This window comes from Marinobacter sp. G11, assembly GCF_021282325.1.
GTDB classification, from domain to species: Bacteria; Pseudomonadota; Gammaproteobacteria; order Pseudomonadales; family Oleiphilaceae; genus Marinobacter; species Marinobacter vinifirmus.
Map to the genome: position 1 here is coordinate 28,553 of NZ_JAJSPB010000022.1, position 21,122 is coordinate 49,674.

At 57.5% G+C, this 21,122-nt stretch carries 16 protein-coding genes; 9 read left to right on the plus strand and 7 right to left on the minus strand.

The features are described from left to right. Window positions 1–15: 15 nt before the first annotated feature. Together LWH94_RS13640 and LWH94_RS13645 are read right to left on the minus strand one after the other, a co-directional pair. Complete coding sequence (locus tag LWH94_RS13640) at window positions 16–1,128, minus strand: branched-chain amino acid ABC transporter substrate-binding protein (RefSeq protein WP_199457078.1); 1,113 nt, start codon at window positions 1,126–1,128, stop codon at window positions 16–18. Between the two features lie 162 nt (window positions 1,129–1,290). Beyond that, on the minus strand, window positions 1,291–2,202 hold the full coding sequence (locus LWH94_RS13645; protein ID WP_232902570.1) for a TPR end-of-group domain-containing protein: 912 nt from the start codon (window positions 2,200–2,202) through the stop codon (window positions 1,291–1,293). Window positions 2,203–2,405: 203 nt separating this feature from the next. Here LWH94_RS13645 and LWH94_RS13650 point away from each other — a divergent pair, with 203 nt between their 5' ends. After that, window positions 2,406–2,900 (plus strand): MarR family winged helix-turn-helix transcriptional regulator, encoded by a 495-nt coding sequence (locus LWH94_RS13650; RefSeq protein WP_022988280.1) that lies wholly within the window; start codon window positions 2,406–2,408, stop codon window positions 2,898–2,900. A gap of 291 nt (window positions 2,901–3,191) precedes the next feature. On the opposite strand, the gene lon is transcribed toward LWH94_RS13650, so the two are convergent. Next, on the minus strand, window positions 3,192–5,642 hold the full coding sequence (lon, locus tag LWH94_RS13655) for an endopeptidase La (RefSeq protein WP_232902571.1): 2,451 nt from the start codon (window positions 5,640–5,642) through the stop codon (window positions 3,192–3,194). A gap of 138 nt (window positions 5,643–5,780) precedes the next feature. On the opposite strand from lon, the gene trxA reads away from it, so the two are divergent. Continuing rightward, window positions 5,781–6,644 carry a thioredoxin gene (gene trxA, locus LWH94_RS13660; protein ID WP_232902572.1) on the plus strand — a complete coding sequence of 288 codons (864 nt, stop codon included), beginning with the start codon at window positions 5,781–5,783 and terminating at the stop codon, window positions 6,642–6,644. 63 nt (window positions 6,645–6,707) lie between these two features. After that, window positions 6,708–7,025 (plus strand): hypothetical protein, encoded by a 318-nt coding sequence (locus tag LWH94_RS13665; protein WP_232902573.1) that lies wholly within the window; start codon window positions 6,708–6,710, stop codon window positions 7,023–7,025. 78 nt (window positions 7,026–7,103) lie between these two features. Here the strand turns inward: LWH94_RS13665 and LWH94_RS13670 are convergent, their stop codons facing one another. Beyond that, window positions 7,104–8,468, minus strand: coding sequence for a KamA family radical SAM protein (locus tag LWH94_RS13670; RefSeq protein WP_232902574.1), 1,365 nt, complete (start codon window positions 8,466–8,468; stop codon window positions 7,104–7,106). Between the two features lie 488 nt (window positions 8,469–8,956). Here LWH94_RS13670 and aceE point away from each other — a divergent pair, with 488 nt between their 5' ends. Both aceE and aceF read left to right on the plus strand, forming a co-directional pair. After that, window positions 8,957–11,620 carry a pyruvate dehydrogenase (acetyl-transferring), homodimeric type gene (gene aceE / locus LWH94_RS13675; protein ID WP_232902575.1) on the plus strand — a complete coding sequence of 888 codons (2,664 nt, stop codon included), beginning with the start codon at window positions 8,957–8,959 and terminating at the stop codon, window positions 11,618–11,620. A 10-nt stretch (window positions 11,621–11,630) separates the two neighbouring features. After that, window positions 11,631–13,280: a dihydrolipoyllysine-residue acetyltransferase gene (aceF, locus tag LWH94_RS13680; RefSeq protein ID WP_232902576.1), complete on the plus strand. Its 1,650-nt coding sequence runs from the start codon at window positions 11,631–11,633 to the stop codon at window positions 13,278–13,280. A 92-nt stretch (window positions 13,281–13,372) separates the two neighbouring features. Here the strand turns inward: aceF and LWH94_RS13685 are convergent, their stop codons facing one another. Together LWH94_RS13685 and LWH94_RS13690 are read right to left on the minus strand one after the other, a co-directional pair. Continuing rightward, window positions 13,373–13,645: a Txe/YoeB family addiction module toxin gene (locus LWH94_RS13685; RefSeq protein ID WP_232902577.1), complete on the minus strand. Its 273-nt coding sequence runs from the start codon at window positions 13,643–13,645 to the stop codon at window positions 13,373–13,375. Continuing rightward, window positions 13,626–13,898: a type II toxin-antitoxin system Phd/YefM family antitoxin gene (locus tag LWH94_RS13690; RefSeq protein ID WP_022988271.1), complete on the minus strand. Its 273-nt coding sequence runs from the start codon at window positions 13,896–13,898 to the stop codon at window positions 13,626–13,628. Before LWH94_RS13690 ends, LWH94_RS13685 begins: the two co-directional genes overlap by 20 nt. A 282-nt stretch (window positions 13,899–14,180) precedes the next feature. Here LWH94_RS13690 and LWH94_RS13695 point away from each other — a divergent pair, with 282 nt between their 5' ends. Further along, the gene (locus tag LWH94_RS13695; protein ID WP_232902578.1) at window positions 14,181–15,434 is read left to right on the plus strand and encodes an NADH:flavin oxidoreductase/NADH oxidase family protein; all 1,254 of its coding nucleotides are present in this window, start codon (window positions 14,181–14,183) and stop codon (window positions 15,432–15,434) included. 408 nt (window positions 15,435–15,842) lie between these two features. Here LWH94_RS13695 and LWH94_RS13700 read toward each other — a convergent pair whose 3' ends face one another. Further along, window positions 15,843–16,793: a DcaP family trimeric outer membrane transporter gene (locus LWH94_RS13700; protein ID WP_232902579.1), complete on the minus strand. Its 951-nt coding sequence runs from the start codon at window positions 16,791–16,793 to the stop codon at window positions 15,843–15,845. 310 nt (window positions 16,794–17,103) lie between these two features. Between LWH94_RS13700 and LWH94_RS13705 the strand changes: the two genes are divergently transcribed. From LWH94_RS13705 to LWH94_RS13715, 3 genes are all read left to right on the plus strand, one after another. Beyond that, window positions 17,104–18,555 (plus strand): exonuclease domain-containing protein, encoded by a 1,452-nt coding sequence (locus LWH94_RS13705; RefSeq protein ID WP_036219030.1) that lies wholly within the window; start codon window positions 17,104–17,106, stop codon window positions 18,553–18,555. 59 nt (window positions 18,556–18,614) lie between these two features. Continuing rightward, window positions 18,615–19,829, plus strand: coding sequence for an aspartate aminotransferase family protein (locus tag LWH94_RS13710; RefSeq protein WP_232902580.1), 1,215 nt, complete (start codon window positions 18,615–18,617; stop codon window positions 19,827–19,829). A 271-nt stretch (window positions 19,830–20,100) separates the two neighbouring features. Beyond that, entirely contained in the window at window positions 20,101–21,114 is a 1,014-nt protein-coding gene (locus tag LWH94_RS13715; protein WP_232902581.1) for an arginine N-succinyltransferase, read from the plus strand. The last annotated feature ends 8 nt before the right edge of the window (window positions 21,115–21,122 follow it).

A 21,122-nucleotide genomic window follows, 5' to 3' on the forward strand; every position in this document is an offset into this window, starting at 1 on the left:
TTAAACGAATCTGGCTTAGTTTGCCGGAGTCTTGCTGCCGTCGGCGTGCCACTCGTACACAACAAATTCGAAGGCTTTGAGATCGCCGGCCTTGTCGTACTGTACGGTGCCGATCGGAGTTTCAAAGGTGCCGGAACGCAGGGCGCTGGCTACCTCGAACGGGTCCTTGGAATCCGCCATCTCGATACCTTCGGCAATCAGCTGAACCGCGGTGTAGGACGGCAGAACGAACGGGCCGGAGGGGTCTTCACCTTTCTCGGCGAAGGCTGCCACCAGTTCCTGGTTTTCTTCTTTCTGGTCGAACGCCGGTGGCAGGGTTACCAGAAGGCCTTCGGCGGCATCGCCGGCAATGGTGTTGATGTCTTTGTTGCCCACACCTTCAGGCCCCATGAACTTGGCATCAACATCGGCCTGGCGTGCCTGGCGCAGGATCAGCCCCAGCTCCGGGTGGTAGCCGCCGTAATAAACGTAGTCCACGTCGGCCTGCTTGATCTTGGTAACCAGGGAAGAGAAGTCTTTGTCGCCGGCGGTGATGCCTTCAAACATGGCGATTTCAATGCCGGCGTCTTTCAGGGTGTCGCGCACGGCCGTGGCAATACCTTCACCGTATTGCTGCTTGTCGTGAACCACCGCCACACGCTCCGGCTTCTGGGCGGCAATGTAGTTGCCGGCAACCGGGCCCTGCATGCTGTCCAGGCCAATGGTCCGGAACACCAGCTCGTAGCCGCGCTGGGTGATTTCCGGGCTGGTGGAGGCCGGGGTAATCATCAGGATGCCTTCGTCTTCGTAGATGTCAGACGCCGGCTGGGTAGAGCTTGAGCACAGGTGACCCACCACATACTGAACGCCTTCGTTCACCAGACGGTTGGCGACGGTTACGGCCTGCTTGGGGTCGCACACGTCGTCCACTTCAACGGCAACGAGCTCTTCACCCATCACACCGCCGGCGGCATTGATGCGTTCGATGGCCATGCGTGAACCGGAGAACTGCATGTCGCCATACTGGGCTACGGGGCCGGTCATGGGGCCTGCAATACCAATCTTGATTTCAGCAGCAGCCTGGCCGGCAGCCATCAAGGCAACGGAGGCGCTTACAGCGGTAACGAGTTTCTTTACGGAGGTATTCATCGTGTTTTTCCTGTTTGTGTCAGGGTTATTCTTATGTTCTCAGAGACTTAAAAAACACCACCACCCGAGCCTTGTCAAGCATGGGAGCTGAGGCATTTGCTCCGGAACACAGCGTTGCTATTCGAAGTCGAAATAGCAAACGCCGTGCCGGTCTCCGGATGATTACGCGTCCGTGCTGTCGTCCTGGTCAATAAAGACCAGGTTCCTGAAAGTCTCGTGATCCTGCAGCTGTTCAAAACTCGGGTCTACCGAGGCGTCATCCCGGTAAGCCTCGGAAATGTCGATGGCTTTTTCCAGCGTGGCCACCGCATCTTCCCAGCGGCCGATCTCGGCATAGGCGCAGGCCAGCTGGTAATGGGCGTGGCCGTTATCCGGAGCCAGCTTCAGCGCCCGCTGGCACAGGCTGATGGCCCACAATGGCTCGCGCATTTCCAGCACCGCGTCAGCCTTGTAGCTCAGTGCCTCTACGTCGTCTGGTCGCAGGTCCAGAATCTGGTCGTAGGCAGCGATCTTGTTCTGCTGGGAGGTTTCCTGGCTTGCCTTCAACCAGAGCGCGTGCACCTCGTTGGTGCGCTCAATCTCCGCCTGGTTCTGGTGGATGATTTCAGACTTCTGCTGCAGTTGTTCCTCAATAAACTTCAGCCGCTGTTCGTATTCCACCACCAGTTCGTTCACCCGCTTTTCGGCCAGGCTGGTGAGCTGGTGGCGCATATCGCGGATGGAGTTCCAGCCGATCACCACCAGGATGGAGGTGGCACCGGCAATCAGGTAGAAGAAGTAGGTAACGGTATCGGTGGCGTAAGACATGGACTTGTCAGCCACGGACAGTTCTTTCTCTACCACCTTTTCGATCAACTCGGCCCGGGTGTCCTGCATTTCCTTGCGCAGGGCCTTGGACTCGTCCAGCAGGTACAGCTCCACAAACGGGGTATACATGGGCTTTTCGAGGGTTTTGATGCTTTCCTCAACGTCTTCTGCGGTGAGCTCTTTGTCCGGCCCCAGTTGCTGCTGTTGTGCCTGGAGCGTGGTGGCGAAGGCGAGTGAAAAGACGAACGCTAGAAAGTACCTGATCATCAACCGTTTCCGTTTTCTGGTGCATGTATTGGCTAGCAGGTGATGACCTTAGCATAGTGGCTGGCGGAAATAATGCCGCATGGGGTGTTGAATACAGCGGGCAGAAAGGGCGCAAGCTAGGTAATATCCGCCACTTGCATTCTGTGGTGCAAAGACCTCTAATAATTAGAGGTATAAATAACGGGTCCTGAGTGGAGTAGGGTGTGAATAATTACGAGCAGGTGTTGGTAGCACTTCGGCGGGTTATCCGGGCAACGGATCTGCATTCCAAGCGGTTGAGCAAGCACGCAGGCCTGACCGGGCCGCAGCTTCTGATTATGCGCACCATCCGGGACTTGGGTGAGGTGACCATCGGCACCATTGCCGAGAATGTGAGCCTGAGCCAGGCCACGGTGACCACCATTCTGGATCGCCTTGAGTTGCGTAAGCTGGTGTACCGGGTGCGCAGCACCCAGGACAAGCGCAAGGTGCACGCCCACCTGACCGAAGCCGGCGCCGAGATACTGGCCCGGGCGCCGAACCCCCTGCAGGAAGATTTCATCCAGAAGTTCCAGAGCCTGGCAGAGTGGGAGCAGACCATGATCCTGGCCTCGCTGCAGCGCGTGGCCAATATGATGGACGCCGACGACATCGACGCTTCGCCGGTACTCACCGTAGGCTCCGTCCTCAAAGACGACGGCTGGAAAGAAAAAGCCTGAGACGCAGTCTGGCAAGGGGTCTGTCCCTACGTGGACAGACCCCCATGGCACAAGGCTTATTCGGGCTCCCCTCCATGGCACCCAACCTGAAACCCATGGTGGCTGGTTCCGGCAGGCTTGTGAGTTATAGTCGGTTGGTTTTTTGCCACGAAATCCACGAAAAAACACGAACAAAGATTCACTGACAATCAGAAGCCTTTCTGTCTTTCCCTTTCGTGTTCTTTGGTGGATTTCGTGGCAAAGAAGCTTTCTTTTTTCCGTGTCCTTCCGCGCCTTCCGTGGCAAAAAAAATCAGTGCACCGAAGCCCCTTTCCTGGGCTTATTCCCAAAGCAAACCTGAAACACATCGTTATAGTGCTTCGCAAAGTTCACGGTAATCCCTTCCTTCAGATACTCCGGCAATTCCTCATAATCCCCCCGGTTTGCCTCCGGCAGGATCAGGTTGTTGATCTTCTGCCTGCGCGCAGCAATCACCTTTTCGCGAATACCTCCCACCGGCAACACCTGCCCGGTTAAGGTCAGCTCCCCGGTCATGGCGATGTTCTGCTGCGGGGCTTCTTTGCGGGCGATGGAGAGCAGGGCGGTGGCCATGGTTACTCCGGCGCTGGGTCCATCTTTCGGGGTGGCGCCTTCCGGTACGTGCAGGTGCACGAAGGATTTGTCGAAGAAGGTCGGGTCGCCCTTGAACCGTTTCAGGTTGGACGACACAAAGCTGTAGGCAATCTCGGCGGATTCTTTCATCACATCCCCCAGCTGCCCGGTGAGCTTGAACCCGCGCTGGCTGGTGTGAACCTGTGACGCCTCGATGCTCAGGGTGGCGCCGCCCATGGCGGTCCAGGCCAGGCCTGTGACCACGCCAGTGCCCTTCATGGATTTCTCTTTGCGGAAGGCGGGCTGTCCCAGGTAGTCCGGCAGGTCGGCAACGCCCACTTTTACCGGTTGGTCCGGGTTTTCCAGCAGTTTTACAATGCCCTTACGGATGATCTTGTGCAGCAGCTTTTCCAGGTTCCGCACGCCGGCTTCCCGGGCGTAGCCTTCGATCACCTGGCGGATGGCCGCATCGGTGATGTTCAGCTGTTTTTTCAGCAAGCCAGCCCGTTTCAGCAGCCGCGGCATCAGGTGGTGCTTGGCGATGGCCAGTTTTTCTTCGCCGATGTACCCCGACAGCCGGATCACATCCATCCGGTCCAGCAACGGACGGGGAATGGTGTCCAGCTGGTTGGCGGTGCACACGAACAGCACCTTGGACAGGTCCATGCGCACGTCCAGGTAGTGGTCCAGGAATTCCTTGTTTTGTTCCGGATCCAGGGTTTCCAGCAGGGCCGAGGCCGGGTCGCCCTGATAGGAGCTGCCGATCTTGTCGATCTCGTCCAGCATGATTACCGGGTTGGCCACTTTGCTGTCTTTCAGGGCCTGTACGAACTTGCCGGGCATGGCGCCGATGTAGGTGCGGCGGTGGCCTTTGATTTCGGCTTCATCGCGCATGCCTCCCACGCTGAACCGGTAGAACTCACGGCCTAGGGCATCGGCTACCGAACGGCCGATGGAGGTTTTGCCCACCCCCGGCGGGCCGACTAGTAAGAGTATGGAACCGCTCACTTCGCCCTTGAAAGTGCCTTCGGCCAGGAACTCGATGATACGGTCTTTTACATCGTCCAGGCCGTCGTGGTCCCGGTCCAGAATGCGGCGGGCTTCGGCCAGGTCGAAGTGGTCTTCGGAATGCACACCCCAGGGCACTTGGGTAATCCAGTCCAGATAGTTGCGGGTAACGCCGTATTCCGGGGAGCCCTGTTCCAGCACCTGTAGTTTCTGGATTTCATCCTTGAACCGGTCCTGCACCGCGTCCGGTGGGTTCAGTTTGGCCATGCGCTCTTCAAAGCGCTCCACATCGGCGGTTTTGTCGTCCTTGGCAATGCCCAGCTCCCGCTGGATGACCTTTAACTGCTCGCGCAGGAAGAATTCCCGCTGGTGCTTCTGCACCTTCTCGTTCACTTCCTCGTTGATCTCGGATTGCAGGCGGGCCACTTCCTGCTCTTTGCGCATGAGTAGCAGGACTTTCTCCATACGCCGGAGCAGGGGCACGGTATCCAGCACATCCTGCAATTCCCGGCCCGGGGCACTGGTCATAGAGGCGCCGAAGTCTGCCAGCGGCGAGCTGTCTTCCGGGCCAAAGCGGGACAGGTACTGCTTCACCTCTTCGCCATACAGTGGGTTGGTGCGTAGAAGCTCCTTTATTGCGCTGATAATGGCCAGGGTGTAGGCCTTGAGCTCATCCGCCGGTTCTTCCGGCTCCTCCGGGTATTCCACCTCCACCAGGTAGGGCGGGCGACGGCGGAGCCACTGAACAATCCTGAACCGCTGCATGCCCTGGGCAATAAACTGAACCTTGCCACCTTCGCTCTGGGCATGGTGAACCTTCACCGCGCACCCAATGGTTTCCAGGTCGTCGCTGGCGGGAATGCCGGTGTCGGATTCCGGATCTTCCACAAAGCAGATACCCAGAACCTTGTGCTCGGTTTCACCCACCCGCTTCAGGGTCTCCTGCCAGGGATTCTGGTTGACCACCACCGGCTGCACCTGCGCCGGAAAGAACGGCCGGTTAGACACCGGCAAAACATACATACGCCGCGGCCTGGCCTGCTGCGGCAGGATCAGGCTTTTGCTGTTCTCGTCTTTGCCGATGTACTCCGTCACGTCGTCTTCAAATTCTTCCAGGGAGTCTTTGCGGTTCTCGTCATTCATACCGTGTTGCTCTCAGGGCTGAGTGGTTAAAGACCTATGTGACGACGAAAGCCAGGTTTTCAAGCTGGCTTGATTTTTCTGCTGCCGGCTCCATATCTTTATGGCAATTTTATTCATTCTGGTTCAGGTTCCCGACTTATGAGCAACTCGCCGTATATATTCGACGCCACCGCCGACAACTTTCAGCAGAAAGTGATGGAAGCCTCCGCCACTACACCTATTTTGGTGGACGTATGGGCCGAATGGTGCGCGCCTTGTAAGCAGCTGATGCCGATTCTGCAGAAGCTGGCGGAGGAGTATCAGGGCAATTTCCAGCTGGCCAAGGTGAATGCGGACGAGCAGCAGGAGCTGACAGCATCCCTGGGTGTGCGCAGCCTGCCGACAGTCATTTTGGTGAAGGATGGCCAGGCAGTGGATGGCTTCAACGGTGCCATGCCGGAAAGTGAAATCCGCAAGGTACTGGAAAAGCACATCGAAGCCCCGGCGGAAGACCCGTATGAAAAGGCCCACGCCTTGTGGGACGCTGGCGATGTAGACGGTGCCCTGGCGATCCTCACCGAAATGAACCAGAAAGACCCGGAAAACCTGGATGTGCTGATCGACCTGGCACAGCTGAAAGCCGAGCAGGGCGATCTGGACACCGCCGAGCAGGTACTCAACAGCCTGCCGCCGGAAGAGAAAATGCAGCACAAGGCCAAACAGTTGGCAGCCAGGGTGAAGTTCCTCAAGCAATCTGGCGAACTGCCGCCGCAGGCCGAGCTGGAAGCTAAACTGGAAGCCAACCCGAAAGACCCGGAGGCACTGCACCAGTTGTCCCTGCACAGGGTGCTACAGGAGAAAAATGCCGAAGCCATGGACCTGTTGATTCGCCTGATGCAGGCGGACGGTGCTTATAAAGATGGCATTGCCAAAACCACCCTGGTGGAGCTGTTCGAGAAGCTGGGGAACAACAATCCGGATGTGCGGGCCTATCGTAGGAAGCTGTATACCTTGATGCACTGACCCGGTCTGCCAGAGCCGAGCCGGGCGGTTGCATCACCGCCTGGCTCTGATAATGACCTGAAGATGCTCAAACTTCCGCCCCAGCCCGATGATTGCGAACTCTGCCAGCGCCCCGTTGCCGGGCTCACCCGCCATCATTTGATTCCCAAGCACCTGCATAGAAAGAAGCGCTTCCAGAAGCTGTTCAGCAAGGAAGACATGATCACCCGCACGCTCTGGGTTTGCCGGCCCTGCCATAACGCGATTCATAAGGCTTGCTCGGAGTATGAGCTGGGGTTGTATTACAACAGCCGGGATAAGTTGATGGAGCTGGAGGAGTTGAGGGGATTCGTGGAGTGGATTCGGGAGAAGCCGGCGGGGTTTGTGCCGAAGGTCCACTGATCATCATGATCTATTTGTATTGCACAAAAAAACCGGGCAATTTGCCCGGCTCTCTGGATTAGCTGAGTATCACCTGATTCAGGCGTTCCCCTGCTTCATCGCCTCAAACTCATCCTCAAAGAAGAACTTCTCCTCCCCAAAGGCCGGCTCCAGCTCATGCAGCCAGGTGGCCGTTTCGCTGTACTTGGCAAAGAACGGGCGCTGTACCCAGTCCGGGTTGCGGCCTTGCAGGAAGCGCAGCACGAACACCTTTTCGCCTTTGACCTCGGTGATGCCCTGGATCTCCACCTTGCCGGGGCCGGCGCTCATGCTGGGGCCTCGGGCAGTTCGGGCCAGGCCGCTGACTTGCTTCATGGCTTCGCGGTAGATGTTGTAGGCCTCGGCCAGGGGCACTTCGAAGTAGTTCTTGGCGCCGGTGTCCCGCTCTACAAACATGTAGTAGGGGATGATGCCCAGCTTCACTTCTTTCTTCCACAGCTTGGCCCAGGCGTCGGCATCGTCGTTCACGTGCTTGATCAGCGGGCCCTGGGCGCGGATTTCGGCACCGGTGGCGCGGATGCGGCGAATGGCTTCTTCCGCGATGTCGGTGGTGATTTCCTGCCAGTGGTTGTAGTGGGCCATGATGGCCACGTGCTTGCCGGCATCAACCAGTTTGGCGAACAGTTCAATCAGCTCGTCGGCATCTTTATCGGTCACAAAGCGGTACGGCCAGAAGGTGAGGGCCTTGGTGCCGATGCGGATGGTCTGGATGTGGTCGAACTCCGGCTGCAGCAGCGGCTCCAGGTACTGCACCAGGTTCTTGGTCTTCATTACCATGGGGTCGCCACCGGTCACCAGCAGATCGGTCACTTCGGTGTGTTCCTGTAGGTAGCCGTGCAGTTTCTCGGCATCGGTGCTGGCCATTTTCAGGTCTTTGTCACCGACAAACTGGGCCCAGCGGAAACAGAAGGTGCAGTAACTGTGGCAGGTCTGGCCCTGGGACGGGAAAAACAGCACGGTCTCGCGGTACTTGTGCTGTACGCCGTCCAGCACTTCGCCATCCAGCTCCGGCATGTTCATTTCCATCTGGCCGGCCGGGTGCGGGTTCAGCTCGTCGCGGATTTCCTTGGCTGCGGCCTGGATGTCCTTTTTTTCTGCGCCTTCGCGGTGCAGCTTGGCCATGCGCTCGTAATGTTCGTCTTTCAGCATGCCTTTTTGAGGGAAGACAAGCTGGTAGATGGGGTCGTTTGGTACCTTGTCCCAGTTGATCAGTTCGTTGATCACGTATTCGTTAACCCGGAATGGCAGCACGCTGGCTACCACTTTCATCTCGAACAGGGTGTCTTCAGGGAGATTCTGGATCGCCTCAATTTTGTCGAGCTGGCGGTCAGTAAAAACCTTGAACCGGCGTTCCTCGAATTCCTGAACCGGGATGCGGTTCGGAAAGGTGACGATGGAGTTCATAGATCGCCCTCTGTTGTGTGTCGGAAAATCAAAAGGAGGGGTGTTTTCCTCCTTCACTGGTCAAAAATCGGGCAGGCAAGTATACATAAATCGCAATTCATTTTCAGGTCTAATTAATTGTAGAGATTCCTGGCGCTGATCAGTGCCTTTAAAAGTGTCAAATTGCATCGATTTGTGCCGTTTTTCGGCTAATTTCGTCAAAAATTCTTTAAGGTCAGTGTTTAGTCAGGCGATGGAATTATCGTTGGAAGTACGTGTGAGACATTGGTCTGAGAGCGTCTTGTTCCTGTCATCGGAAGTAGTCATTATTACGTAACTAATGCTAATTAAAGTACTTTCAAACGCCTGTTTGTTTGTTTTCTGGCGTCGTTTTGTAGTAAAAATACGAAAGTTTTGTTCCTGAATGCTCTTCTGTCGTTCAGCAGGAAAAATGCCAGAGCTGTTCTATGCTTGTGAGAGCTTAAATTGTTCCCGAGGGGGAGGGTTTGATGTACCGCGATGATGATCCCATTGAAACCAGCGAATGGCTTGACGCACTAGAGTCGTTAATCGAAAACGAAGGCGTCGACCGTGCCAAATATATTCTGGAGCGCTTGTCTGAGCGCGCCAGCAGGGACGGCACCGAGCTGCCGTATTCCATTACCACGCCGTTCCGCAACAGCATTCCCGTTACCCAGGAATCCCGGATGCCGGGTGACCTGTTCATGGAGCGCCGTATCCGTTCCCTGATTCGCTGGAACGCCATGGCCATGGTGGTACGGGCCAACAAGCGCCCGGGTGACCTGGGTGGCCATATCTCCACCTTCTCTTCTGCAGCCACCCTTTATGACGTGGGCTTCAATTACTTCTTCCACGGCGGTGGCGACGAACGCGCGTCAGACCTGGTGTATTTCCAGGGTCACGCATCGCCCGGTATCTACGCCCGTTCCTTCCTGGAAGGCCGGTTCAGCGAAGCGCAGTTGGACAAGTATCGTGAAGAAGTGGACGGCGACGGCCTGTCTTCCTACCCGCACCCCTGGCTGATGCCGGATTACTGGCAGTTCCCGACCGTATCCATGGGTCTGGGGCCTATCCAGTCTATCTACCAGGCCCACGTAATGAAGTACCTGCACAGCCGTGAGCTGATCGACATGGACGGCCGCAAGGTGTGGGCGTTCGTGGGTGACGGCGAGTGTGACGAGCCGGAAACCCTGGGCTCCATCTCCAAGGCCGGCCGCGAGAAGCTGGATAACCTGATCTGGGTGGTTAACTGCAACCTGCAGCGCCTGGACGGCCCGGTGCGTGGTAACGGCAAGATTGTCCAGGAGCTGGAAGGTGTGTTCCGTGGTGCCGGCTGGAATGTGATCAAGGTGGTCTGGGGCCGCATGTGGGATCCGCTGTTCGAGAAAGACGAAGACGGCGTGATGCAACGGGCCATGGACGAGATCTGTGATGGCGAGCTGCAGAACCTGACCTTCAAGGGCCCGGCTTACACCCGCAAGGAATTCTTCGGCAAGCACCCGGAGCTGGCCAAGCTGGCGGAGGATATGTCGGATGAAGATATCCAGAAGCTGAACCGCGGCGGCCACGACCCGTACAAGGTATATGCGGCCTACCACAAGGCGGTGAACCACGCGAACGGCAAGCCCACCGTGATTCTGGCCCACACCATCAAGGGTTATGGTTTCGGTGCAGCGGGCGAAGCCCAGAACACCGCGCACTCCCTGAAGAAGCTGGACATCGATACCCTGAAATCCTTCCGGGATCGCTTCGGTGTGCCCCTGAAAGACGAAGAGCTTGAAGACGTACCTTACTACCGCCCGGCGCCGGACAGCCCGGAGCTGGTGTACATGAAGAAGCGCCGGCAGGAGCTGGGTGGCTTCTATCCCAAGCGCAACAAGGATTGCCAGCCGCTGCAGATTCCGGAACTGGATATCTTCAAGCAGGTGCTGGAGGGCTCCGGTGGCCGTGAAATCTCCACCACCATGGCGTTCGTGCGCATCCTGGCCGCGCTGGTAAAAGACAAGCGCATCGGCAAGCGTGTAGTACCCATCGTGCCGGACGAAGCCCGTACCTTCGGTATGGAAGGCATGTTCCGCCAGCTGGGTATCTACACCGCGGAAGGGCAGAAGTACGTGCCCCAGGACCGCGACCAGATCATGTACTACCGGGAAGACAAGAAGGGCCAGATCCTTCAGGAAGGCATCAACGAAGACGGTGCCATGTCCACCTGGATGGCCGCGGCTACGTCCTATAGCACCAACAGCTTCCCGCTGATTCCGTTCTACGTGTTCTATTCCATGTTCGGCTTCCAGCGCGTGGGTGACCTGGCCTGGGCTTCCGGCGACATGCAGGCCCGAGGCTTCCTGATCGGCGGTACCGCCGGCCGGACGACCTTGAACGGCGAAGGCCTGCAGCACCAGGACGGTCACAGCCACGTACTGGCGAACACCATTCCGAACTGTAAGGCCTACGACCCGGCCTACGGTTATGAAATGGCCGTGGTGATCCGTCACGGTATGAAGGAGATGTTCGAAGACAACCAGAACGTCTTCTACTACCTGACCATCGAGAACGAGAACTACGAACAGCCCGCCATGCCGAAAGACTGTGAAGACGGCATCATCAAAGGCATGTACAAGTTCGAGTCTGTGGAAACCAAGGGCCGCAAGAAGAGCCCGCGGGTTCAGCTGCTGGGCGCCGGCTCGATCATGAATGAAGTGCGCGCCGCCGCACAGATGCTGAAAGACGACTGGGGTGTGGCTTCCGATGTGTGGAGCGTAACCAGCTACAACGAACTGGCCCGTGATGGCCAGCACGTGGAGCGCTGGAACCACCTGCACCCGGACGACAAGCCCCGCAAGGCCTACGTGACCCAGTGTATGGAAGATGCGCAGGGCCCGGTGGTGTCGTCTACCGACTACATCAAGCTGCACTCCGAGCAGCTGCGGGCATTCATCCCGAAAACCTACATGACGCTGGGCACCGACGGTTTCGGCCGCAGTGACACCCGCGAGAAGCTGCGCAGCTTCTTCGAAGTGGATCGTTACTACGTGGCGGTAACCGCGCTGGCAGCCCTGGCCAAAGACGGTGAAATCAAGCAGGAGCAGGTTCTCGAAGCTATGCGCAAGTACGGAATCGATCGCAACAAACCGAACCCGGTGCTGAGCTAAGGAGACCGCTATGAGTGAACAGGAAATCAAGGTTCCCGATCTTGGCGGTGCAGATGAAGTCGAGATCATCGAAATCATCGTCAGCGAAGGGGACTCGGTTGCAGAAGAAGATCCGATTCTGACCGTTGAATCTGATAAAGCCTCGGTAGAACTGCCGGCCCCTGCGGCCGGCAAGATCACCAAAATCACCGTGAAGGTGGGTGATAAGGTGAAGGAAGGCGATGTTATCGGCATGTTGTCTGCCAGCGGAGACGCCGGTGGCTCTGACGATGCGGAAGAGGACAAGCCTGAAGAAAAGGCCGAGGAGAAATCCGAGGCCAGGTCTGAAGACAGCAAGCCTGCACCGAAGAAGAAAAAGTCTGGCGGCTCCCGCACCGAAGTGGTGAAGGTGCCTTCGCTGGATGGCTTCGACGACGTGCCGGTGATCGAAATCAACGTGGCCGAAGGCGACACCATTGGCGAGGATGATCCGCTGGTGACCGTGGAGTCCGACAAGGCCACCATGGAAATTCCGTCCCCCTATGCTGGCAAGGTTGGCAAGATTCTGGTAAAGGAGGGCGATAAGCTTTCTGAAGGCTCCGACCTGCTGGAAATGACCATCGAAGATGATGGTGAGGATGAGGACGAAGCGGCAGATTCCGGTGACAGCGCCCAGGCGGAAAGCCGGGAAAGCAAACCGGAGAAGAAAGAGAGAAAGCCCGAAGCGGCCCCGCAGCCACAAGGCTCTACCTACGAGCCGCCGGCACCGGGCACCAAGGTGCATGCCGGCCCGGCCGTGCGCAAACTGGCACGGGAACTGGGCGCAGACCTGACCCGCGTGAAAGGCTCTGGCCCGAAAGGCCGCATCATCAAGGATGATGTGCACGCCTACGTGAAGAGTCAGTTACAGCAGGCCCAGCAGGGCGGCGGCGTGGCGGTTGGCTCGGGCATTCCGGGCGTGAAACTGCCGGACTTCAGCCAGTTTGGTGAGGTCGAGCGTGAAGGCATGTCCCGCATGATGGCGGCTACGGCCACCAACATGCAGCGCAGCTGGCTGAACGTGCCCCACGTAACCCAGTTCGACGATGCCGACATCACCGAAATGGAAGCCTTCCGCAAAGGCCAGAAAGCAGCCGGCGAAAAGCGTGGCGTGAAAATGACCCCGCTGCCGTTCCTGCTAAAGGCCTGCGCGGCAGCACTGGCGGAACTGCCTCAGTTCAACGTGTCCCTGGACATGGAACGCAAAGAGGTAGTGCGCAAGAAGTACATCCACATCGGTATTGCGGTGGATACGCCTCATGGCCTGATGGTTCCGGTGATCCGGGATGTCGACCAGAAAGGCCTGTGGGAGCTGGCGGCGGAAAGCGCCGAGCTGGCCCAGAAGGCAAGGGACAAGCAATTGAAGCCAGCAGAAATGCAGGGCGCCTGCTTTACCATCACCAGCCTGGGAGGCATTGGCGGCACTGCGTTCACACCGATTGTGAACACGCCGGAAGTGGCGATTCTGGGTGTCTCCAAGGTATCCATGAAGCCGGTGTGGGACGGCAAGGAATTCCAGCCGCGGCTGATGCTGCCGCTGTCGCTGTCTTACGACCACCGTGCAGTGAACGGGGCAGATGCCGCTCGGTTTACCAACCTGCTGACGCAGCTGCTGGGGGATATTCGGACCTTGTTGCTGTAGTCCTGAGTCGAGGGCTGCTCCGTAGCTTTTTAGTTGCGGGGCGGCTTTCTCGTTTTTGCGTTGAGTCTGGCCAAATCTCTACCAATTTGCTATCAGGACTCATCGTAGTGGCCGCCAATGGCGAAGATGTAAATGGCTTTGTCATCGAATCGATATACCAGGCGGTCTTTCTGTGATATCCGCTTTGACCAAAGTCCAGAGAGGTTATGCTTGAGCGGTTCAGGCTTTCCCAGACCGGCAGACGGGTCTTCGGATCGCAGCATTTCTTTCAGCAGTTTGCACAAGGCTTTGTGCAATCGTTTATCCTTCTCGCGCATGGCCTCATACGCTTGCCAGGTATTGCCCTCAAATACCAGTGATCTCATCCATCTGCTCGTCAGTCGGTTTATAACCTTCCCCACGGTTGTGGGTTTCAAGGGACGCCGCAATTTGCTGCATCAGGCTCTTACTTTGGAGCACGTGAAGGGTTTCCTGCTCTCGCTCCCAGTCCTCAGCGCTCATCACCACGAAAGCTTCTCCGGCTCGGCGCGTAACCTTGACCGGTTCATGCTGACTAACTATCTGCTCAACAACATTTTTCAGGTTATCTCTAAACTTGTTTACGCTGATTGTGTCCATAAAACACCTTTATGTACGGATATTCCGTACAACTATACATCACAAGCTCTAGCGCAGTCATCAGGCTCGTTCTGGCTTTCGGCCTCCGACGGATGCCCCTGTCGGGGCGCCGTTTATGGCTGGCCAGCGACATGCTCGGCGGCAATGGCATCAGTGACGAATTCGGTGTTGCCCGGCATTCAGGCTTTCTTTTGATAAAATCAGTCTCTTCGGCCAATGCCCGGTTCGCCGGGCAGATCCACTATCAGCCTCATGGAACCCGCAAACCACCTTGAGGCCCTTATGACTCCCGCAGAACTGCTTTCTCAGCCACTCAAGCTTCCTAACGGCTCTGTTATTTCCAATCGCTTTGCCAAGTCCGCCATGAGCGAGACCCTGGGAACCATTGATAACCACCCCACCAAAGCACTGGCGACCCTATATCAGGCCTGGGCCGAAGGTGGTTCAGGGCTGTCGATAACCGGCAACGTGATGATCGACCGCCGGCAGATCGGAGAGCCACAGAATGTGGTGGTGGAAGACGAAGGCGACCTTGAGCTTCTGACCGCCTGGGCCAAGGCCGGGCAAAAGGGAGGTAAACAGATCTGGATGCAACTGAACCATCCCGGCAAGCAAAGCCCCAAAATGCTGAACAAGGACCCGGTCTCGCCCAGCGCGATTCCCTTCAAGAAGGAGCTGCGGGGTATGTTTGCCACGCCCCGGGCACTGACTGGCCCAGAGATTGAGGATGTTATCCAGCGTTTTGCCCGCAGTGCCGCCATCGCCAAAAAAGCCGGGTTCGATGGCGTGCAAATTCATGGGGCCCACGGTTATCTGGTGAGCCAGTTCCTGTCACCCCACCACAACCAGCGTACGGATCAGTGGGGTGGTTCGGCGGAGAACCGCAGGCGCTTTGTGTTGGCCGTGTACCGGGCCATTCGGGAGGTTTGTGGCGCTAGTTTCAACATCGGCATCAAGCTGAACTCAGCGGATTTTCAGCGAGGAGGTTTTACCGAAGGGGAATCGCTGGCGGTGATTGAGGCCCTGGTGGCCGAGGGCATTGATCTGGTGGAAATCTCAGGTGGCAATTACGAGAACCCGGCCATGGCAAAGGGCGCTGAAAATGGCAAAGTAAAGGCCAGTACCCTGGCGCGGGAGGCCTACTTCCTGGAGTTCGCCGAGAAAGTGCGCAAGCTCACCGACGTACCCTTGATGGTGACCGGCGGCTTCCGCACCGAGACCGGAATGGCCGACGCGTTGGCTTCCGGCGCCACGGACCTGGTGGGCCTGGCGAGGCCGTTGGTGGTGGAGCCGGATTTGCCGAACCGGATTATGAAAGGCGATCAGGTGACCAGCGCGGTTAGGCCCATCAAAACAGGGATTCGACTGATTGATGACATGGCCCTGATGGAAGTGAGCTGGTACACCCGGCAGATCGGCCGGATTGCCAGGGGCAAAGCACCGAAACAGCATGACCGGGGGATTCTGTCGTTGATGGAGGTTCTCGGCGTGATGACAACCCGAAGCGTCCGTAGCAGGCTCCGGGCGGGTGAATAGGCAGTTTGCAGGGCCGGGGCCTTTGGCCCGGCCCTGCATCGCATCCTGGTTAGTTCGCGAAGTACATCCAGTCAAAGTAATCGTGTAGATCCTGCATGGCATAGGCTTCTGCGGTTTGGGTAAGTTCAAACAACAGGCTTTGGTCTTTGGCAAGTTTCATGGCATTACCTCACAGAGTTGCAGCGGTTGATGCGGTGAGTGGTTTTCACCGGCTTGCAATTCGGTATTTGCATGAGCTGTGCCAGATTGTTTTCTGGCTTGTAAAGTATTGAATACCCGAGGGAAAGGCCAGAGCCGGGCAGGTGTGGGTTTTGGAAATTGAGCCAGAATGGTGCGTGTGCACCAGCCAGAAACGAAAAACCCCGGCCGGAGCCGGGGTGATTCTGAGTTAACTTCTGATAGGGAGGATCAGAAGTTGTATTGGGCTGCGAACATCAAGCGGTTGGCGTCATCGTCGTCGCCGCCTTGGTTTTCACTGGCGAAATAGCCGTACTCAACCCCCATCTTAACGTTGTTAACTGGAGTCCACATATAGTTAACAAAGGCGCTTCTGTTTCTTTCAAGAGCAGTTGCGCCCAGATCGTCAACGTCCAATTGAGTCATGCCGTACTGAATGTTGATGCTGCGTCCACCACCCAAGCTGATGGAGGTGCCGATTACGCCACCGTACCCGGATATGGTTTCCAGGTCCGTTCCGTCTAGATAAGCATCATCACCCCCGGAGCGGTAAAGGTATGCGTTGGCACCATCACTGTAGTTCAGTGCGCCTTGAATGCTGATCATGTCACTAAGCGCCATCTTGGCAGCGACAAATGCGGCATACCCCATGGCTGAGTCATCTTGAGTTCCGGTGTCGTAGGAGTTCTGTTTTACGAGAGCTGCTGCAGAATATGATAAGCCGCCGGCGCTATCTTCCAGCCTTGCAGTTACTGCGGGCATACCGTCTTTGCTGTCATCGAAGCCGCCGCCTTTAGGGTCCTCGATGGAGAATGATAGGGGGCCGCTGGTGTAACGCAGCTGGGCTGAGCGAAGTTGATAACCCGCATTACCTGCAGAACCACTGAAATCAACGGTTGGGGTGTTACCTACGAAACTGTTGTAATTTGACCATGTCTGACCAGCAAGAATGCCGTTGTAGCTTCCGTAAGCGTGGCGAAGGCGGAACCCACCACCGCCATTTCCGTAGAAATCACCTTCGACATTAAAAGTGACTCCGTCTGCATTGGTTGCTTTTACACCAATGCGGCTTTGTGTTGCAGAGGCACCAAAATGTCCATCTACTTCGTTGGTGTCGGTAATAGTTGGGAAGGTTCCGGATTGGCTATTGTCAGCAACGTTCTCGTCAAGATCGTAGCTCATGTTCAGCTTCGCATAGCCGTAAATGCTTGCATCTACCTTGCATCTACATCGCCAGCACTGAAATTGAAGGCGTGCGCATGCCCGGCAACACCAAAAATTGCCGCAGCCGCCGTCGCACGAATGGCCATTCTCAATTTGTTATTTTGCATCGTTGTTGTCTCCACATCTTTATTTTTGTTGGACCCACAAACAAGTTAGTTACGGTTAGGTGACAATTCAAACAGAATTGATCACTCTTTAGACGAATGTCTATAGGCCCTGAGTTCAAGGTGAGCTAAACCAAAGTTGGGCGATCGGCGTACGGTCCATGATGACAACCAGAAACAGTCCCTTGCAGCAAGAAACCTTCGCTTTCCTGGATATTGAAACCACCGGCGGAAACCCGCAGCGCGACAGGATCACGGAAATCGGCATCCGGTTCTGGCGAGCCGGTGAGGTGGTGGGGGAATGGCAAACCTTGCTGAACCCGGAGGCCAGAATTTCCGGTTTTATTGAAAGGCTCACTGGCATCACGAATGCGATGGTGGCTGATGCGCCGCTGTTTGCCGATATCGCTGACAAGCTGGAGCAGCAGCTGCAGGGAAAGGTCTTTGTTGCCCACAACGCCCGCTTTGACTATGGCTTCATAAAGTCCGAGTTCCGTCGTTTGGGCCGGCCGTTCAGTGCGAAGGTTTTGTGCACGGTGCGCCTGTCCCGGGCGTTGTATCCGGAACATAGCCGGCACAACATGGATGCCCTCATTGCCCGTCACAATTTACCTGAGGTGGAGCGGCATCGGGCCATGGGCGATGTAGCGGCGATGCTGGCGTTTTTCGAGCATGCCCGCGCAGAGCACGGTTCGGATGCCATCAACAACGCTATTCGGAAGCTCTTGCAGCGCCAGAGCACGCCCTCAAACGTACCTGCCGAATTATTCGCCGGACTGCCCCATGGCTCGGGGGTTTACCGGTTTTACGGTGACAACGATGTGCTGTTGTACGTTGGCAAAAGCACCAATATAGCGCAGCGGGTGGCATCCCATTTCTCGGGAGACCATCAGTCCAGCCGCGGGCTACGGCTGTCTGAAAGCCTGCGCCGGGTGGAGTTCACAGAAACCGCCGGTGAGTTGGGTGCGTTGCTGCTGGAACTCAAACAGATCAAAACCCTGAATCCCCTCTACAACCGCCGCTCCCGGGCGGCAAAGCAGTTGGCCAGCCTGGTGTTGGAAGAGGGTGCCGGCGGCTATCTGCAGGCACGCATTGCCCGCAGCCTGCAGCCGGATCAGTTGGGGCAGTATTACGGCCTGTTTCGCAGCAAGCGGGATGCGGTGGCGGCGTTACGGGGCATTGCTGGCAAGAATGACCTTTGCGGCAAGCTGCTGGGCCTGGAACCTACAGGCCCCGGGCCCTGTTTCCAGCGAAGCCTTGGGCGCTGCAAAGGTGCCTGTGAGGGTGCCGAGGACGTAACCCGCTACAACCTGCGCATGCAGATTGCCTTCCATGGCCTGCGCCTGAAAACCTGGCCCTGGGCCGGTCCGGTAGCTCTGGTGGAGCAGAATCCGGATAACGAACGCACAGACCTGCTGGTTATCTGGAACTGGATACACCTGCAAACCCTGCACAGTGAAGAGGAACTGGTAGACTTTCAGCCTGGAAACGAACCGGTCACCTTCGACCTGGATTCCTACAAGCTGCTGGCCAAGGCACTTCTGGGGAAAGACAAAAACCATCACCGCATCATCGAGTTGCCCGCTGTTGCACAACCGGCTGTTCTTATGCCGTGAGTGGCGTATTATGGGAAGATTCACCCTGTCACTTAGCAATGAGTCACTGAGAGAAACCGATGAACAGAGAACCCGTGTCCCGCGAACTTTTCGATGAAGTTATGGTGCCCAACTACGCCCCCGGAAACATCATTCCGGTGCGAGGTGAGGGCTCCCGCGTGTGGGACCAGGAAGGGCGAGAGTTTATCGATCTTCAGGGCGGCATTGCGGTCACCAGCCTTGGCCACGCCCACCCGGGCCTGGTTGGCGCGCTGCAGGAACAGGCCGAAAAGGTCTGGCACCTGTCCAACGTAATGACCAACGAACCGGCCCTGCGCCTGGCCAAAACCCTGTGCGACCACACCTTCGCCGAGCGGGTATTCTTCGCCAACTCCGGTGCCGAAGCCAACGAAGCCGCCTTCAAGCTGGCTCGTCGTTATTCGTGGGAACACTATGGCCCGGAGAAGCATGAAATCATCTCCTTCAAAAACGCCTTCCACGGCCGCACCCTGTTCACCGTCAGTGTGGGCGGCCAGCACAAGTACCTGGAAGGCTTTGAACCGGCCCCGGGCGGCATTCACCACGCCGAGTTCAATGACCTGGACTCGGTAAAGGCGCTGATCTCCAAGGAGAAAACCTGTGCCGTGGTGGTTGAGCCCATCCAGGGCGAAAGCGGCGTACTGCCGGCCGATCCCGAATTCCTCAAGGGCCTGCGCCAGCTGTGTGACGAAAACAACGCTCTGCTGGTGTTCGACGAAGTGCAAACCGGTGTCGGCCGCACCGGCTACCTGTACGCCTACGAAATGTACGGCGTAACCCCCGACATCCTGTCCAGCGCCAAAGGCCTGGGCGGCGGTTTCCCGGTCGCCGCCATGCTGACCACAGCCAAAGTCGCCGCAAGCCTCGGCGTCGGCACCCACGGCAGCACCTACGGCGGCAACGCCCTGGCCTGCGCCGTGGCCCAGAAGGTGATCGACACCGTCAGCCAGCCGGAAATCCTCAAAGGCGTCAACGCCCGATCCGACAAGCTCCGCAAAGGCATGATGAACATCGGCGAACGTTACGGCGTGTTCTCCGAAGTGCGCGGCGCTGGTTTACTGCTAGGCTGTGTACTGACCGAACAGTGGCAGGGCAAGGCCAAGGACTTCCTTAACGCCGGGCTGGAAGAAGGCGTGATGGTACTGATGGCCGGCGCCAACGTGATTCGCCTTGCGCCGTCCCTGATCATCCCGGAAGTCGACATTGAAGAAGCGCTGGAGCGTTTCGAGGCAGCGGTTAAAAAACTGACGGCATAATTCCGTAGCTGCGAGGCTGATGACACAGTAGGTGATGGGCCGGGAACGCCCTTCCGGAAATTTCGCAGGCCATGGATGGCCGGAGAGAAGCGCACAGGGGTGAGGCAAGCGTTTATGAAGCTAAGCTTCATGCGTAGCCGAACGACAGCAATCTATGATTGCTGGCTGGACCCGCTTGCGGGTGCTTGTAGCGGTTTCCGGAAGGGCGTTCCCGGTTCAGCACCGGTTGGCTAACGACGTTGTATGTCTTACCGGAAGAGGGAGTAAGCCCATGTGGCGAGTCCGTCCAGCAAAACTGGATGACCTGCAACAAATACTGGACATAGCCGGAACCCAGGGCGCCAGGCTATCTTCTACGCTACCCAAAACCGAACAACGCCTGGCCGAACGCATCAGCCACGCCCAGGCGTCTCTCGCCGCCCAGGCTCCCAAAACCCCACGGCGCATCCTGCTGGTACTGGAAAACACCGAAACCGGCCAGATAGCAGGTACCGCCGGCATAGACAGCCGGGCCGGCAACGGCGAACCCTTCTACAACTACCGCCGCGACCACCTGATCCACGCCTCCCACGAACTGGGCACCTCCCGGCGAGTCGAGGTGCTTTACCCCAGCCACGGACTAACCGACCACACCTTGCTGTGCGCCTTCAGCCTGCGCCCCGAACTGCGCGAGACGACCGCTTTCGAGCTGCTCTCCCGGGCCCGGATGCTGTTCATTGCCAGCCACCGGGACTGGTTCAGCTCGCGCATGGTGGTGGAAATTCAGGGCGTTCAGAACGAAGACGGCAGAGTACCCTTCTGGGACAGCCTGGGCCGGCACTTCTTCAACATGGACTTTGAAACCGCAGACCAGTACTCCGGCCAGCTCAGCAAAACCTTCATCGCCGAGCTGATGCCGCCTAACCCCATCTACGTCACCCTGCTGAGCGACTCCGCCCAGGCCGCCATCGGCCAGCCCCACCGCCAGACCCGGGCAAATTACGAGTTGCTTCAGCAGGAAGGCTTTCTGCCCGGTAATTACCTGGATATCTTCGATGGCGGGCCGGTTCTGGAGGCCCGCACGGATGGCCTGCGAACCCTGATCACCAGCCACCCGAAAACCCTGCATGGCAGCCACGACGAGCATGGTGAAAACTGCCTGGTTGCGGCCGGTGAAGGTGAGCATTTCCGGTGCCTGCTTACCCCGATGGCAGAAACCCTCACCGACGATGTGAAAGTGCCGGTCAGTGCCTGGATGGGGCTGGAAAAGAGTGCCGGCGACCGGGCAAGGATCTCTCCGCTATGACCACGAAA